This is a genomic window from Allobosea sp. P2_A10, from assembly GCF_056405115.1.
In genome coordinates, this window is the sequence record NZ_JBFUCS010000029.1 from 19,955 (window position 1) to 36,662 (window position 16,708).

General features: G+C 66.2%; 12 protein-coding genes and 1 pseudogene. 7 read left to right on the forward strand and 6 right to left on the reverse strand.

The features are described from left to right. A complete protein-coding gene (locus AC1DZY_RS24835) occupies positions 1-264 on the forward strand; it encodes a BrnA antitoxin family protein (RefSeq protein ID WP_476822831.1) in 264 nt (87 codons plus the stop codon). On the opposite strand, the gene glgX is transcribed toward AC1DZY_RS24835, so the two are convergent. The 3 genes from glgX to AC1DZY_RS24850 form a co-directional block, all read right to left on the reverse strand. Further along, positions 234-2,243 carry a glycogen debranching protein GlgX gene (gene glgX, locus AC1DZY_RS24840; RefSeq protein ID WP_476822832.1) on the reverse strand — a complete coding sequence of 670 codons (2,010 nt, stop codon included), beginning with the start codon at positions 2,241-2,243 and terminating at the stop codon, positions 234-236. The two genes, AC1DZY_RS24835 and glgX, sit on opposite strands and share 31 nt — an antisense overlap. Next, on the reverse strand, positions 2,240-4,714 hold the full coding sequence (locus AC1DZY_RS24845) for a glycogen/starch/alpha-glucan phosphorylase (RefSeq protein WP_476822833.1): 2,475 nt from the start codon (positions 4,712-4,714) through the stop codon (positions 2,240-2,242). The genes glgX and AC1DZY_RS24845 overlap by 4 nt, the downstream gene beginning before the upstream one ends. Before the next feature lie 176 nt (positions 4,715-4,890). Then, on the reverse strand, positions 4,891-5,070 hold the full coding sequence (locus AC1DZY_RS24850) for a hypothetical protein (RefSeq protein ID WP_476822834.1): 180 nt from the start codon (positions 5,068-5,070) through the stop codon (positions 4,891-4,893). Positions 5,071-5,249: 179 nt separating this feature from the next. On the opposite strand from AC1DZY_RS24850, the gene AC1DZY_RS24855 reads away from it, so the two are divergent. The 3 genes from AC1DZY_RS24855 (at position 5,250) to AC1DZY_RS24865 (ending at position 8,844) form a co-directional block, all read left to right on the forward strand. Further along, a complete protein-coding gene (locus AC1DZY_RS24855; protein WP_476822841.1) occupies positions 5,250-6,467 on the forward strand; it encodes a putative DNA modification/repair radical SAM protein in 1,218 nt (405 codons plus the stop codon). Further along, entirely contained in the window at positions 6,464-7,933 is a 1,470-nt protein-coding gene (locus tag AC1DZY_RS24860) for a UdgX family uracil-DNA binding protein (protein ID WP_476822835.1), read from the forward strand. Before AC1DZY_RS24855 ends, AC1DZY_RS24860 begins: the two co-directional genes overlap by 4 nt. 149 nt (positions 7,934-8,082) lie before the next feature. After that, positions 8,083-8,844 carry an SDR family NAD(P)-dependent oxidoreductase gene (locus AC1DZY_RS24865; RefSeq protein ID WP_476822836.1) on the forward strand — a complete coding sequence of 254 codons (762 nt, stop codon included), beginning with the start codon at positions 8,083-8,085 and terminating at the stop codon, positions 8,842-8,844. Between the two features lie 88 nt (positions 8,845-8,932). Here AC1DZY_RS24865 and puuE read toward each other — a convergent pair whose 3' ends face one another. Beyond that, positions 8,933-10,351: an allantoinase PuuE gene (gene puuE / locus AC1DZY_RS24870; protein WP_476822837.1), complete on the reverse strand. Its 1,419-nt coding sequence runs from the start codon at positions 10,349-10,351 to the stop codon at positions 8,933-8,935. Positions 10,352-10,355: 4 nt separating this feature from the next. Continuing rightward, positions 10,356-10,712: a hydroxyisourate hydrolase gene (gene uraH / locus AC1DZY_RS24875; RefSeq protein ID WP_476822842.1), complete on the reverse strand. Its 357-nt coding sequence runs from the start codon at positions 10,710-10,712 to the stop codon at positions 10,356-10,358. A gap of 222 nt (positions 10,713-10,934) precedes the next feature. Here uraH and AC1DZY_RS24880 point away from each other — a divergent pair, with 222 nt between their 5' ends. From AC1DZY_RS24880 to AC1DZY_RS24890, 3 genes are all read left to right on the forward strand, one after another. After that, positions 10,935-12,320 carry a nucleobase:cation symporter-2 family protein gene (locus tag AC1DZY_RS24880; RefSeq protein WP_476822838.1) on the forward strand — a complete coding sequence of 462 codons (1,386 nt, stop codon included), beginning with the start codon at positions 10,935-10,937 and terminating at the stop codon, positions 12,318-12,320. A gap of 176 nt (positions 12,321-12,496) precedes the next feature. After that, positions 12,497-13,732, forward strand: coding sequence for a urate hydroxylase PuuD (locus AC1DZY_RS24885; protein ID WP_476822839.1), 1,236 nt, complete (start codon positions 12,497-12,499; stop codon positions 13,730-13,732). Positions 13,733-13,906: 174 nt separating this feature from the next. Continuing rightward, a complete protein-coding gene (locus AC1DZY_RS24890) occupies positions 13,907-16,414 on the forward strand; it encodes a hypothetical protein (RefSeq protein ID WP_476822840.1) in 2,508 nt (835 codons plus the stop codon). Between the two features lie 41 nt (positions 16,415-16,455). Here AC1DZY_RS24890 and AC1DZY_RS24895 read toward each other — a convergent pair. After that, positions 16,456-16,708: pseudogene (locus tag AC1DZY_RS24895) on the reverse strand (ferredoxin--NADP(+) reductase); the annotation flags it as partial.

Genomic DNA, 16,708 nt, shown 5'->3' on the forward strand with positions numbered 1-16,708 from the left:
ATGCCGCCTCCCCTGTCCCGTGAGGTCAAGGAGATGACGGACGAGGAGATCGAGCGGCGCGCCGCCGAAGATCCCGATGCCGGGATCGTGCCGCCCGGTTTCTGGGACAATGCCGAGATCGTCGAACCCGACGGCACCGAGCAGATCACCTTGCGGCTGCCGCGCCGGGTGCTCAGCCATTTCAAGGCGACCGGCAAAGGCTATCAGAGCCGCATCAGCGCTGTGCTGGCGAGCTATGTCGATTCGACGCGAAAGGCCGGTTGAAGGGAGACCTCGCGCCAGAGCGACAGGCTTCTCGGGGCTAGGGTGTCGGTATCCGCGGCCCCCGACGAGCATATGAGACGCTGCCAGGCCGAGCGACCTTGGACGGAAAGGGCTGCCGGGTCCCGCCCGAGATTGACGGCGATCAGAAGTCGTTCCGCGCCGCCTGCGAGCAACAGGCACAGCGCATCGAGCTCTCCCCATTCATGATCAGCGATTGGCGATCCCTCCGGCTTCAGCCAGAGCGCATCGGGCGGCTCGCCCATGCCGGTCAGGAAGGTCTCGGCGCGTAATAGCGGATTTTCCCGCCGCAGCCGCGACAGCTCCGCGACGAAGGCGATCAGCCCCGCGTCCGTGCCCTGCCAATCCAGCCAAAAGCCTTCATTATCCTGGGCATAGGCGTTGTTGTTGCCAGATTGAGTCTGGCCGAATTCGTCGCCGGCCTGCAGCATCGGGATCCCGCGCGAGAGAAACAGCGTCGCCAGCAAAGCGCGCATGTCGCGGCTGCGGGCGGCGATGATCGCGGCATCCGTGCTCGCGCCCTCGACGCCGTTGTTCCAGCTATGGCTGTCATTGTCGCCGTCGCGGTTGTCCTCGCCATTGGCCTCGTTGTGCTTGGCCGAGAAGCTGATGAGATCGGCCAGCGTGAAGCCGTCATGGGCCGCGATGAAGTTGATGCTGGCCCGAGGCCCGCGATGGCGCTCGGCGAAGAGGTCCGACGAGCCGGCAAGCCGCGTCGCCAGCGCGCCTGCAGCGCCGTCGTCGCCGCGCCAGAAGCGCCTGACATCGTCGCGATAGCGCCCGTTCCATTCGGCGAAGGGCGCGGGGAACTCTCCCAGCCTGTAGCCGCCGGGGCCGATGTCCCAGGGCTCGGCAATCAGGAGCGCCTGCGACAGGTCTGGATCCTGCAGGATCGCCGAGAAGAGCGGCGCGTCCTGCGAATAGCCGGTGTCGGAGCGGCCCATCACGGTGCCGAGGTCGAAGCGGAAACCGGCGACGCCGAGCGCGCGCCAGTGCCGGAGCGCATCCATCGCCATGCGTACGACCGGCGCGCGGTCGAGCGCCAGCGTATGGCCGCAGCCGGTGTCGTTGATCAGGCGGCCTGGGTCGTCGGCGGCGTGGCGATAATAGACGGCGTTGTCGAAGCCGCGCAGGCAAATGGTCGCGCCATGCTCGTCGCTCTCGGCGGTGTGGTTCAGCACGATGTCGAGGATCACGCCGATCCCGGCTTGCGCATAGGCTTTGCACAACGCGCGCAGATCGGCTTCGCCGCCCGGTGCGAGACGGGGATCGAGAGCAAAGAAGTTCACCGGGTTGTAGCCCCAGGCGTTGGCGAGCCCTAGCGGCGGCAGATGGCGCTCGTCCATCCAGGCCGCCACCGGCATCAGTTCGACATGGCTGACGCCAAGCCGCCGGAGATGGTCGATGATCGCAGGCTCGCGCAGCGCCGCGAGCGTGCCGCGCAATGGCGGGGGTACGGAGGGATGGCGCATCGAGAAGGATTTGACGGCCAGTTCATAGATGAAACCGGGCGTCGTTTCGCGGCCGCTGCGGAGTATGGGCGAATGCGGTGCGGTCACGACACAGCGCGGTACGAGGTCGGCTGTATCGACGCCGCGCTGCGCCAACCGCGGGTCCCAGCGGAAGGGGCGGTCGACCAGCGTCGCGTAGGGGTCGATCAACAGCTTGGTCGCATCGAAACGATGGCCGAGCTCTGGCTGCCACGGCCCCTCGACGCGAAAGCCATAGCGCAGGCCGGGTTCGGCTCGCGCGAGCGTCCCGTGATGGATGTCGCCGCTGCGGCAGGGCAGGGGCAGGCGGGCGGTTTCGCGTTCGCCGGCCTCGTCGAACAGGCAGAGATCGACCCTTTCGCCGTTGCGCGAGAAGACCGCGAAGGCAACGCCCTCAGCTGTGACGGTCGTGCCCATCCGCGCAGGCAGCGCATTGGGTTCGATCCGCCATGGCTTGTCCAATGCGTTCAAGCCTTGGCTGCGACGCCGGCCGGGACGTGCCAGATGCGTTCGGCATACTCGCGAACGGCGCGGTCTGCGCTGAACCAGCCGCAATTGGCGGTGTTGGCGATCGACATCGTCCACCAGCGCTCCTGGTCGGCCCAGAGGCCGTCGATGCGGCGCTGCGCCTGCCGATAGCTCTCGAAATCGTTCAGGACCATGAACCAGTCATTGGCGCGCAGGCCGTCGACCAGTCCCTTGTAGCGGTCGCGTTCGCGCGGAGAAAATACCCCGCTTGCGATGGCGTCGAGCACGCCTTCGAGATGGGGGGCCGCGCCGATGACCTCGTCGATCGGGCGAGGGCTGCGTTTTGCGACCTCGACCTCGGCTGCGCTCATGCCGAAGATCACGATGTTGTCGAGCCCGACGCGCTCGCTGATCTCGATATTGGCGCCGTCCATCGTGCCGATCGTGATCGCGCCGTTGAGTGCGAACTTCATGTTGCCGGTGCCCGACGCCTCCAGCCCGGCGGTCGAGATCTGTTCAGAGACGTCGGCGGCAGGGATGATGATCTCGGCGGCGCTGACATTGTAATTCGGCAGGAAGACGACTTTCAGCCGGTCGCGGGTGGTGATGTCGTTGTTCACGACGGTCGCGACGTCGTTGATCAGGTTGATGATCGCCTTGGCCGTGCCGTAGTTCGAGGCAGCCTTGCCGGCGAAAATCTTCACGCGCGGCGCCCAGTCGCGATAGGGCTCGGAGCGGATCGCATCGTAAAGCGCGATCGTCTCGAGGATGTTGAGCAACTGGCGCTTGTATTCATGGATGCGCTTGATCTGCACGTCGAACAGCGCGGAGGGATCCACCACCACGCCGGTCTCGTGGCGGATCACCTGCGCGAGCTTCAGCTTGTTCTGCCGGCGGATCGCGACGAGCCGCTCATGCAGCGCGGTGTCGCCGGCATGCTTCGAGAGCCCGTCGATCCGGGTGATGTCATCGCTGACGCCGCCGCAGACCTCCTCCAGCAGCTTGGTCAGGCCGGGATTGGCTGACAGCAGCCATCGACGCGGCGTGATGCCGTTGGTGACGTTGGTGATGCGGTCCGGGAAGATGGCGTGCAGCGGCGCGAACACCGTCTCCTGCATCAGCCTCGAATGCAGCGCCGAAACGCCGTTGACCGTGTGCGAACCGACGAAGGCGAGATGGGCCATGCGCACGCGCCGGCCATGCGATTCGTCGATCAGCGAGATCCTGGAGAGATCGACGGTGTCGCCGCCGGCCGAGCGGCGCACGCCGTCGAGGAAGCGGGCGTTGATGCCGAAGATGATCTGCATGTGACGCGGCAGAAGCCGCTCCATCAGGGCAACCGGCCAGGTCTCCAGCGCTTCGGGCAGCAGAGTGTGGTTGGTGTAGGAGATCGTGCCGCTGGTGATGGTCCAGGCGTCTTCCCAGGAGAAGCCGTGATCGTCGATCAGCAGGCGCATCAGTTCGGCGACGGCCAGCGCCGGATGGGTGTCGTTGAGCTGGATCGCGACCTTCTCGGGCAGGTTGTCGAGCTTGCCGAACTGGCGGTAATGCCGGCGCACCAGATCCTGCAGCGAGGCTGAGGTGAAGAAGAACTCCTGCCGCAGCCGGAGTTCCTGGCCGGCGGGCGTGGAATCGTTGGGGTAGAGCACCTTCGAGATCGCCTCGGCGCGGTTGCGCTCGGCGACGGCGCCGACCAGGTCGCCCTGGTTGAAGGCGTCGAGGGAAAGCGGATGCATTGCGCGTGCCCGCCAAAGCCGCAACGTCGACGCGTCGCGCCCGCGCCAGCCGACGATCGGCGTATCATAGGCGACGGCGAAGACGGTTTCTTCCGGAGTCCAGATAACCTCTCCGGCCTTTTCGGTGGCTGCTACCGCGCCGCCGAAGCAGATCTGGTAGGCGCTCTCGCGGCGCTCGAACTCCCAGGGGTTACGGAAGGAGAGCCAGTCCTCGGGAATCTCGACCTGCTTGCCGGCTTCGATGCGCTGCTTGAACAGGCCGTGGTCGTAGCGGATGCCGTAGCCGAGCGCGGGAATGCCGGTCGAGGCCATCGCCTCCATGTAGCAGGCCGCAAGCCTGCCGAGGCCGCCATTGCCGAGCGCGGCGTCGGGTTCGATGGTCTCGATCGCGCCGAGGTCGACGCCGAGATCGGCCATGGCCTGCGCGACAGCGCCGGTGAGGCCCAGATTGTTGAGCGCATCGGCAAGCGAGCGGCCGATCAGGAACTCCAGCGAGAGATAATAGACCCGCTTGCGCCCGGTCCTGTAGCTCTCGCGTGTCGAATGCTGCCAGACATCGATGACGTGATCGCGCACGGCCAGGATCGCCGCCGTGAGCCAGTCATGCGGCTGGGCGACCGAGGGATTCTTGCCGAGCGAATAGGTCAGCTTCCTGACGATCTCGGCCTTGAGTGTCTCGACCAGATTAGCCGATTTGGACGTGTTTGCGGCTTTGGTCTGCGAGGCGGTGTCGGTCAAGGCGTCGGAATCCCGGCTGTTGTCGATGGGGTGGAGTGTCGAGGCAAGTCAGACCCAAGTCCAGCCGAAAGCGCCATGCCGGAGCCTCTTTCGCGGGCAGCCGACGGACAAGGATAAGCCGGCGACCACGCGGCCGCCGGCTTCGTCGATTGTCTCGAAGTCCTGCGTCGCCGGCCTCAGTTCAGCTGGCTGCGGGTTTCCTCGCGGGCGCGTTCACCGATTTGCTTGGCGCCGCTCATCGCCGATCCGGTAATGCCGACAACGCTCGTCCACGCATTGCGGGTGTAGGCGCCCTCATGGACGACAGCGTCATATCCGATCGCGAGAACTGCGATGATCAAAAGAAGCCGGAACATGATTATCCCTCCCATGTCGAACCTGTCCCTTACAACGCGCGGTTGCGCCGAGGGTTCCAGCATGCGCCTTCGGTGCGGCGCTGCGACGATCGGTCCCGGCGTCGGACTGGCGAAAGGAACAGAGTTTCGGTAAGAACATAACAGGAACAATGGAGGTTGCCTTGGCTCAACTGACCACCATGCAGAAGCTGGAAATCCTCAGCGACGCCGCGAAATACGACGCCTCCTGCGCCTCCAGCAACACGACCAAGCGCGATTCGCTGGGCGGTAAGGGCATCGGCTCGACCACTGGCTCGGGTATCTGCCATTCCTATGCGCCGGACGGGCGCTGCATCTCGCTGCTCAAGATCCTGCTGACGAATTTCTGCAGCTATGACTGCGTGTTCTGCATCAACCGCTCGTCCAGCAATGTCGCGCGCGCCCGGTTTTCGGTCGAGGAGGTGGTCGATCTCACGCTGAATTTCTACAAGCGCAACTATATCGAAGGGCTGTTCCTGTCCTCGGGCATCATCCGCTCGCCGGATTACACGATGGCGGAGATGGTGCGGGTCGCTCAGACTTTGCGGCAGAGCCATGATTTTCGCGGCTACATTCACCTCAAGCTGATCCCGAGCGCCAGTCCCGATCTGGTGGCGCAGGCCGGGCTCTTCGCCGACCGCGTCTCGATCAATGTCGAGCTGCCCAGCGAGACCTCGTTGAAGCGGTTCGCGCCGGAAAAGCAGTCGCGCGACATCCGCTCGGCGATGGGCGGGCTCAGACTCAGGATCGAGGAGGGCAAGGCGGAACGCGCCCGCAGCCGCAAAGCGCCGTCCTTCGCGCCGGCGGGGCAGAGCACGCAGATGATCGTCGGGGCGGACGGGGCGAGCGACGCCGCGATCCTGGATCGCAGCGCGCAGCTCTATGGCGCGTTCGGGCTCAGGCGCGTCTACTATTCGGCGTTCAGCCCGATCCCGGACGCATCGAGCCAGCTGCCGCTTTCCGATCCGCCGCTGATGCGCGAGCACCGGCTCTACCAGGCCGACTGGCTGACGCGGCTTTATGGCTTCGAGGTCGGCGAAATCCTCGATTCGGCTTCGGGCGAGATGCTCGATCTTGCGATCGACCCCAAGCTCGCCTGGGCGCTGCGGCATCGCGAGCGCTTCCCGGTCGATGTCAACAAGGCCGATCGCGAGGCGCTGCTGCGGGTGCCGGGGCTGGGCACGCGCAGCGTCGGCCGCATCCTCGAGATGCGGCGTTTTCGCCGGCTGAGGCTGGACGATGTCGGCAAGCTCGCGCGCTCGGTCACGACGCTGCGCAACTTCATCGTCGCGGAGGGCTGGCGACCGGGCGCCCTGCTCGACAGCGAGCGGCTGCGGCTGCATCTGGCGCCGCGCCCCCGGCAACTGGCGCTGCTGTGACCTTCCTCGCGCGACTGGAGCATCCCGCCGATTTCGAGGGCTGGCGGCGGCAGGCGCGGGTGCTGGCGCGCGGCGACATCCTGCCGGGCGACATCGTCTGGCTGACCGGCGACGAGCCGGCCGGGCTGTTCGATGCGCAAGCCGTCGAGGGTGCGGCAGGCGCTCCTGGTCGCGAATTGACCGTCCCGCGCGATTTCCCCGATCTCGCCGCGCAGGTCGTGTGCCATTGCGATCCCGAGCGGTTCGGACTGCTCTATCGGCTGCTCCTCCGCCTGCAGGGAGAGCCGAACCTGCTGAAGGTCGCAAGCGATGACGACGTGCATCGTGCGCAGGCGATGGCCAAAGCGGTGCGGCGCGACATGCACAAGATGACCGCCTTCGTGCGCTTCCGCGAGGTCGTCGGTCCCGATGGCGGCGAGGCGTTCGTCGCCTGGTTCGAGCCCGAGCACTTCATCGTCGAACGCGTCTCTTCGTTCTTCGTGAAGCGCTTTTCGGCGATGGCCTGGTCGATCCTGACGCCGCGGCGTTCGCTGCATTGGGACGGGGAGGCGCTGCATTTCGCAGCCGGCGCAGCGAGAGCCGATGCGCCCGACGACGACGCGATGGAGGCGTATTGGCTGACCTACTACGCCAATATCTTCAATCCGGCCCGGCTCAAGATCAAGGCGATGAAGGCGGAGATGCCGGAGAAATACTGGCGCAATCTTCCCGAGGCCGAGTTGATCGCTCCCCTGATCGCCGGCGCGGCCCGGCGCGCGGAGGAGATGGTGGCGAAGATGCCGACCGTGCCGCCGGAGCGGCATGCGAGACAGCTGACGCGGCAGAGCGCGGTGGCGCCCGCGGAGCCGGCCGCGCTCGAAACCTGGCAGGACACAGCCGATGCGGCGCGTGCCTGCGAGCGCTGCGGCCTGTGTCGCGACGCGACGCAGACTGTGTTCGGCGAGGGCCCGCTCGATGCGCCGGTCATGTTCGTCGGCGAGCAGCCCGGCGACCAGGAGGATCTGGCAGGAAAGCCGTTTGTCGGTCCGGCCGGACGGGTCTTCGACCGCGCCATGGCGGAAGCGGGCCTCGACCGGACGCGCGCCTATGTCACCAACGCGGTGAAGCATTTCAAATTCGAGCTGCGCGGCAAGCGCCGCATCCACCAGAAGCCGAATGCCGGCGAAGTCAGCGCCTGCCGCTTCTGGCTGGGACTTGAGCGGGAGTTCGTGCGACCGAAGCTGATCGTGGCGCTGGGTACGACCGCGCTGACCTCGCTGCTCGGGAGGACCACGACGCTGTCCTCGGTACGGGATCGGGACATCACGCTTCCGGATGGCACGAGGCTGCTGGCGACGGTGCACCCATCCTATCTGCTGCGGCTGCCCGACGAGGATCAAAGCCGCCGCGAGAGCGCGCGCTTCATCGCCGATCTCAAAAGGGTGGGCGCGATCATGCCGGAGATGAGTCTGACGCCGACGGCGTAAGCCGGGTTGCAATTTCTTCTCGCGAGCCCTCATCCTGAGGAGCCGCGAAGCGGCGTCTCGTAGGATGCTGCAGAAGGCTCCCGAGAAAACTGGAGCGTCCTTCGAGACGCGACCTCCGGTCGCTCCTCAGGATGAGGGCCGAGGGTTGCATGTTCGAGGATCTGAAGGGCAAGCGCGTTCTGGTGACGGGCGCGTCGTCGGGGCTCGGGGCGCATTTCACGAGGGTTTTGGCTGGCCATGGTGTGCATGTCGTGGCCGCGGCGCGGCGGCTCGACCGACTGACCGAACTGGCGCGGTCCTGCGCCGATCTGCCGGGCAAGGTCACGCCGCTGGTGCTTGATGTCGGCTCGGTCGCCGCGATCGAAGCGGGTCTGGCGCAGGCAGAGGCGGCGATGGGCGGGCTCGACGTCCTCATCAACAATGCCGGCATCGCCGAGCCGCAGCGCGCGATCGACCTCACAGAGGCGCAATGGGACGCTCATCTCGACATCAACCTGAAGGGCTGCTTCTTCGCGGCGCAGGGGGCGGCGCGGATCATGACGCGGCAGGAGAGCGGCGGCGCGATCGTCAACATCGCCTCGATCCTGGGCGAGCGCGTCGCGATCTCGGTTGCGCCCTATGCGGCGGCCAAGGCCGGGCTCGTCCAGCTCACCAAGGCGCTGGCGCTGGAATGGGCGCGCCACAAGGTGCGAGTGAACGCGCTTGAGCCGGGCTATGTCGTCACCGACATCAACCGCGATTTCTTCGGCACGGAAGCCGGGCAGGCGATGATCCGGCGTATCCCGATGCGACGCGCGGCCGAACTTGCCGATCTCGACGGGCCGCTGCTGCTGCTCTGCTCCGACGCCTCGCGCTTCATGACCGGGACGGCGATTGCGGTCGATGGCGGGCATCTGGTGAGCGGGTTATGAGAGCACCGTCATGCTCGGGCTTGTCCCGAGCATCTCCGGCAAGAGACTCTCGGGTCTGCGCTTCGCTTCGCCCGAGAATGGCGGCGAGTCAGGGCAGCAACTCCTTCAGCCGCAGCAGCGCGATCGTCTCGACCTGCGCCAGCGCGGTCTCGAACTCCTGCTCCGGCGTGCTTTTCAGCCGGGTCTCGAAAGCCGCGACGATCTCATCCTTGGTCAGACCCTTCACAGCGATGATGAAGGGAATGCCGAAACGCGCCTTGTAAGCCTCGTTGAGCGCGGTGAAGCGAACGCGCTCGTCGCCGCTCAGCCGGTCGAGCCCGGCTGAGGCCTGCTCATGCGTCGATTCAGGCGTCAGTTCGCCGGCCGCCGCGAGCTTGCCGGCGAGATCTGGATGAGCGAGCAGCAGGCTGCGCTTCTGCTCCCGCGAACCGGCCTTCATCGCCTTGGTCATGGCGGCATGAAGCGCGATGACGGCGTTTTCCGCTTCGCCGAGACCGGCATCGTGGGCGGCCTCCGCGACCCAGGGCGAATGCTCCCAGACGCGTCCGAAGACCTCGACGAAGAGCGCTTTGGGCAGCTTTGAAGGGACATAGCCGCCAGCCGGGGGATGGTGCCTGATCCAGTGCCGGGCGATGTCGAGCCGGGTCGCGACCCAGACCTCGCTATGGCTCTGGACGTAGTCGAGGAAGCGCGCGAGCGCGGCAGCGCGGCCGGGCCGGCCGACGAGCCGGCAATGCAGCCCCACCGACATCATCTTCGGCGCGGCGTCGCCCTCGGCATAGAGCGTGTCGAACGTATCCTTGAGATAGGCGAAGAACTGGTCGCCGGCGTTGAAGCCCTGCGGCGTGGCGAAGCGCATGTCGTTGGCGTCGAGCGTATAGGGCACGGCGAGCTGCGGGCCGTTCGGCCCTTCGAGCCAATAGGGCAGTTCGTCGGAATAGACGTCGGCCGTGTAGAGGAAGCCGCCCTCGGCCATCATCAGCGGCGTGGTGCGCTCGGAGGTGCGGCCCTGATAGAAGCCGAGCGGGCGCTCGCCGGTCAATTCCCGCTGAATGCGAATGGCTTCGTCGATATCGGCACGCTCGCGCTCTGCGGGCACGTCGCGATAGTCGATCCATTTCAGGCCGTGCGTCGCGATCTCCCAGCCAGCCTCCTGCATCGAGTCGACGATCCCGGGATAGCGCTGCAGCGCGCTCGCCACCGCAAAGACCGTGACGGGCATTTTGCGCTCGGTGAACATGCGCCACAGCCGCCAGTAGCCGGCGCGCGAGCCGTATTCGTAGATCGACTCCATGTTCATGTGGCGCTGGCTGGGGAAGGGTTGCGCGCCCACGATCTCCGACAGGAACGCCTCGGAGGCGGCGTCGCCATGCAGGATGTTGTTCTCCCCGCCCTCCTCGTAATTGATCACGAACTGCACGGCGATGCGCGCGCCGCCCGGCCAATGCGGGTTGGGCGTGTCGCGGCCATAGCCTTCGAGATCACGGGGGTAGGGGGCGTCGGTCATGGGTTCAGCTGCCGCGATAGGTCGAATAGCTCCATGGCGAGGCCAGGAGCGGGACATGATAATGGCCGTCGGGATCGGCGATGCCGAAGCGCAGCGGCACGATGTCGAGGAAAGCGGGCTGCGGCAAAGCGAGGCCCGTCGACCGGAAATAGGCGCCGATCGCGAAGGTCAGCTCGTAGGTTCCCGGCCTGAACGCCTCGCCCGCCAGCATCGGCGCATCGGTGCGGCCATCGGCATTGGTCGCGGTCATGGCGAGGCGCTCGCGGCCGCCATCGTCGGCGAGACGGTACAGCGTCACGGCGACGCCGGCGGCAGGCTTGCCGGTGACGGTGTCCAGCACATGCGTCGAAAGGCGTCCCATCGTGGCGCTCATGCTCCTGGTTGCATTTTGTGTTTAGCGGCTTGGCTGGACGCGCGAAAGCCGGGCCGGTGCCGCGCCGATGGGCAATTGCGGTGCGAAAGTCGCAGGCCTGTCGCAATTTTCGGCGGTTTGCTGATGACGCGCCCGTCGACCCGGATTTAGGCTCGTCTCTGGCGTCAGGACGCGCCGTCCGCGCGGCCGACGGTTCTGATTTGGTGTGCCATGACGCTTGCGCTCGATGCCTCCGCCGCGCCGCCCGGGAGCGTTCATCCCGTCGACGAGATGCTGCCGGCCTCGAAGCTTTCCGCGCTCGGGCTCCAGCATGTGCTGGTGATGTATGCCGGCGCCGTGGCGGTGCCGCTCATCATCGGCCGCGCGCTGAAGCTGCCGCCGGACCAGATCGCGCTTCTGATCAACGCCGATCTCTTCGCCTGCGGCATCGCCACGCTGATCCAGTCATACGGGATCGGCCCTTTCGGTATCCGTCTGCCGGTGATGATGGGCGTGACCTTCGCGGCAGTGAGCCCGATGGTGGCGATGGCCGGCAATCCCGATCTCGGCGTGCAGGGTATCTTCGGCGCGGTCATCGCCGGCGGCGTCTTCGCGACGCTGGTCGCGCCGCTGATCAGCCGGCTGCTGCCGTTCTTCCCGCCGGTGGTGACCGGCACGATCATCCTGATGATCGGCATTTCGCTGATGCGCGTCGGCGTGAACTGGGCCGCGGGCGCGGCATCGCCCAATCTGCCCGGCTATGGCGAGCCGATCCATCTCGGCATGGCCGCCTTCGTGCTCATCCTGATCCTGGCCATCACCAAATATGTGAAGGGCTTCTTCAGCAACGTTGCCGTGCTGGTCGGGATCGTCGTCGGCTGCGTGATCTCGGCGGCGCTCGGCATGATGCATTTCGCCAAGGTCGGCGATGCCGCCTGGTTTGCCCTGATCACGCCGTTCGCCTTCGGCGTGCCGAAATTCGATCTCGTCGCCGCGCTGACCATGTCCATCGTGATGATCGTGGTGATGATCGAATCGGCGGGCATGTTCCTCGCGCTCGGCACCATGACCGGCAAGACGATCACGCAGGACGACATGACGCGTGGTCTGCGCACCGACGGCATCGGTACGGTGATCGGCGGCGTCTTCAACACCTTCCCGTATACGTCCTTCTCGCAGAATGTCGGGCTCGTCGGCGTCACCGGCGTGCGCTCGCGCTGGGTCACGATCGCCGGCGGGCTGATCATGGTCGTGATGGGCCTCGTGCCCAAGCTCGGCGCGCTGGTCGAATCGGTGCCGCTCTTCGTGCTCGGCGGCGCGGGCATCGTGATGTTCGGGATGGTGGCGGCGACCGGCATCCGCATCCTGCAGGACGTCGACTACAAGACCAACCGCAACAACCTCTATATCGTCGCGATCTCGATCGGCTTCGGCATGATTCCCCTGGTCGCGCCGACCTTCTTCTCAAAACTGCCCAAGGCGCTCGATCCGTTCCTGCATTCTGGAATCCTGCTGGCGGCGGTGATGGCTGTCGTGCTCAACGTCTTCTTCAACGGCGTGGCATCGGCGGAGGAGGCGAAGGCTGCGGCTGCGCGCAACAGCCATGGTTCGGAGTGAGGCGCTGCGCTAGCCTTGGTCCGTCCTCAATCGACTCGACCGGGTCATCCCGGGCGACCGAAGGGAGACCCGGGATCCATTCCAGAACCTTTCCGCGAAGCGTTCTGGAATGGATCCCGGATCTCCGCTTCGCTGCGTCCGGGATGACTGCGCGCTTCTGGAGGATATAAGCGGAGATGCTCGACGCCTATCTGATGGAGTGGGGGAGCCAGCTTCTGCGCTGGCTGCATGTGATCACCGCGATCGCCTGGATCGGCTCGTCCTTCTTCTTCATCCATCTCGACGCCTCGCTCAGGCCAGCCGCCGACATTCCGCCGGGCGAGGGAGGCCGCGCCTGGCAGGTCCATGGCGGCGGCTTCTACGAAATGCGCAAATACATGGTTGCGCCCGCCGTGATGCCGGCCGAGCTGACCTGGCACAAATGGCAGAGCTACTGGACCTGGATCTCAGGCTTTTTCCTGCTGGTCTGGGTCTACTACGCCCAGTCGGAGCTGTACCTGATCGACCCGGCGGCGATGACGCTGTCGCCATTCGCCGCGGGTGCGATCGGCATCGCGGCGCTGGCGCTGGGCTGGTTGTTCTACGATTTCCTGTGCCGGTCGCCGTTGGCCAAGAACGATGTCGGGCTCGGTATCCTCGGCTTCGGCTACGTCGTGGCCGCGAGCTGGGCGTTCTCCCAGGTCTTTTCGGGGCGGGGCGCGCTGATCCATACCGGCGCGCTGATGGCGACGATCATGACCGCCAACGTGTTCTTCAACATCATGCCGGGCCAGCGGAAGGTCATCGCGGCGCTGACCGCCGGCGAAAAGCCCGATCCGAAATACGGCAAGGCGGCCAAGCAGCGCTCGACGCACAACAACTACATCACCCTGCCGGTGCTGTTCCTGATGCTGTCGAACCATTATCCGGTGACATACGCCAATTCGGCGGTCATTCCGGTGATCGTCGCGCTGGTCATTGTCGCAGGCGCGCTGATCCGGCAGTTCTTCAACGTCCGCCATGCCGACCATGCGAAATCGCCATGGTGGTGCTGGGCGGTCGCCCTCGTCGCGCTGTGGCTCGCCTTCTGGGTCGCGATGGCGTCCTCGCCCGGCGGTCGCGAGCGGCTGGGCCTGGCGCCGGCGCCCGAACGCAAGCCGGTGCTGATCGCGGGGCTGACGCTGCCGCCGGCCGAGGTCGCCAACATCGTCGCGGGCCGCTGCGCCATGTGCCATGCGCCCGAACCGTCCTGGCCCGGACTGCAGATCGCCCCCAAGGGCGTGCTGCTGCACGAGCCCGAGCTGATCGCGGCGCAGGCGCGGGCGATCCGCGTGCAGGCGGTGATGACGCATGCGATGCCGCCCAACAATTTGTCGGGCATGACGCCCTCCGAGCGGCGAACGCTGGCGGCCTGGCTCACGGCCGCGCGCTGAAACGCTCAACAAGACTCACGAAGCCTTGACCTTCTCCGCCGAAAGCCGAACGGCGCGGCCAATCCATTCAGTTTCGGTTCACTTCGGAACCATCATGGTCAGCAGCACTGACAGACTGGAGGCTGGCGCCGAACCCCGGCGCCGTCCATGACCTGAGGGGACCGGGGGGTCCGCTTGAACGCGATTCTGAAGAAGGGCGCCGGCTACAGGCTGGCAGCCATTGGATTTGTCTGTGTCTGGTTGATCCTGTGCTGGCCCTGGCTCTCGGGTTCGGTGACGATTCCGTTCGACGCCAAGGCGCATTTCCAGGCTCAGATCCAGTTCCTCGCGCAGGCGCTGCACTCGGGGCAGTCGCCGTTCTGGACCCATAATGTCTTCGGTGGCTCGCCCCAGGTCGCCGACCCGCAATCGCTGATCTTCTCGCCCGCGATCATCCTCGCGCTGCTCTCGCCCTCGCCGAGCTTCCGCGAGGTCGACGCCTATATCCTGGCTCATCTGCTGGCCGGCGGGCTCGCCTTGCTGATGTATTTCCGCGATCGCGACTGGCACCCGGCCGGCGGCATGCTGGCGGCGCTGGTCTTCGCCTTCGGAGCCTCGGCTGCTTGGCGCGTGCAGCATGTCGGCCAGATCGCCAGTCTCGCCTTCTTTGCAATCTCGTTCTGGCTGACGGCGCGCATGCTGCAGCGCTCGTCGCTGATGTCGGGCGCGCTTGCCGGCTTTGCCGCCGGCTTCATGGTGCTGGAGCCCGATCAGGTCGCGCTGCTTGGCGCCTATGTGCTCGTCGGCATGGTCGCGGCGCACTGGCTTTCGGGCGGTTGGGCCGCCGTACGCGCGAGCCTCGCCCCGGTCACGGTCGCCGGCATCGCCGGCATCCTGACGATCGCCCTGCCGCTGCTCTGGACCTGGCTTTTTGCCGAGGCGACGACGCGGCCGGAGGTCGATTTCGCCGAGGCAGGGCGCGGCTCGCTGCATCCGGCCTCGCTGCTGACTGCTTTCGTGGCCGATCTGTTCGGCGCGCGCGATCCGGCGGTCGAGTTCTGGGGGCCCTACAGCAATTCGTGGAACGCCAACGAGCTCTTCCTGTCGCAGAACATGGGACAGGTCTATATCGGCGCGCTGCCGCTCCTGCTGATGATCGCGCCGGGCCTGACGCGCGGCTGGCTCTGGGACAAAGGCGTGCGCTCGCTCAGCCTGCTGTTCCTGTTCATGGTGCTGTTCGCGGTCGGCCGCTACACGCCCTTCTTCCACGTCGTCTACGAGTATTTGCCCGGCGTGAAGCAGTTCCGCAGGCCAGCCGATTCGACCTTCCTGATCGGCGGGCTCGGGGCCATTCTGTCCGGCTACATTTTGCACCGCCTTTTGACGACGCAGGCGATGGGCTCGATCCGGCGCGAACTGCTGGTGGTGACAGGCGTGCTCGCGCTCGTGCTGGCGGCCGCCTTCGGCGTGTCCTCGACCGAGGGGCATGTCCGCGATTTCTGGTGGCCTGCCGTCACGACCCTTGCATGGTTTGGTTCGGCGCTGCTGATCGTCTGGGCGCTGCTGCGCTGGCGCGAGAACATCGGCCCGTTGGCCGCGATGCTGCTGGTCATGGGCGTCGTCGGCGCCGATCTCGGCTTCAACAACGGCGTCAACGAATCGACGGCGCTGTCGCCGGAACTCTACGATGTGCTGCGGCCCGAGACCCATAACGAGACCGTGGCGACGCTGAAGCGGCTGGTCGCCCAGCCCGCCGGGTCGCCGCGCCGCGACCGTGTCGAACTGCTCGGCATGGGCTTTGAATGGCCCAATGCTGGCATGGTGCACGGCTTCGACCACACGCTGGGCTACAACCCGTTGCGGCTGGCCGATTTCTCGGACGCGGTCGGCACGCGCGACACCATCGCCGGCCCCGACCAGCGCAAGTTCACCCCGCTGTTCCCGTCCTATCGCTGCCGCCTCGCCGATCTGCTCGGCCTGCGCTACATCGCGACGCCGGTGCCGATCGAGCAGGTCGACTACAAGCTTCATACGGGCGATCTCAAGCTCGTGGCCCGCACCAAGCAGGGCTACATTTACGAGAATCCGCGGGCGCTGCCGCGGGTGCAGTTCGTCGGCGGCTGGCAGCAGGCTGATTTCGACGGCATGAAGGCCGGCGGGCGCTGGCCCGACATCGATCCTCACCAGGTCGTGCTGCTCGATGCCGAGCCGCCGGAAGCTGCGCCCGAGGGTGCGAGCACGGCGCAGGGCGCCGTCAAGCTCGTCCGCTACGACAACACCGAGATCGAGATCGAAGTCACCGCGACGCAAGGCGGCTTCGTCGTGCTGAACGACATCTGGCACCCGTGGTGGCGGGCGCAGGTCGATGGCGTCGACACTGACATTCTGAAGGCGAATGTGCTGTTTCGCGCCGTGCAGGTACCGGTCGGCACGCACAAGGTGACCTTCAGCTTCCATCCGGTCGAGGGCGCGCTGGCGGAGCTCCGTGATCGGGTCAACCCGCAGCACGAGTTCGAGGACGACAAGACGCCGACGCAAACGCCGGTCCAGCCGCTGGTCGCGTCCGGCGGCGAGGGGTCGACGCGCTTCCAGCCGGTGCTGGCGACGCCATCCCGGACGACGATCGAAACCTTGCGGCTGGGGTCGAGCCCACTGCCGGTGGGCGCAGAGCGCTCGCAGACCTCGTCGTCGCGGGCCTATTGAGCCACAGGCGGCGCTGCTGCGCCGCTGCGGTCCCGCTGGCCTTAAGCCACTCCGAGCTTTTTCTGGAGGCTGGTCGAGGAGGTCGTGTACTGGAAGGTCAGTCGCTTGTCCGGGTAGACGTAGCGGTGGATCTTCTGGGCTGCGAGCGCGGCCTCGTGGAAGCCTGACAGGATCAGCTTGAGCTTGCCTGGATAGGTGTTGATGTCGCCGATGGCGAAGATGCCGGGAACGGACGTCTCGAACTTCTCGGTGTCGGCGGGGATCAGGTTTTCGGCGAGGTTGAGGCCCCAGCCG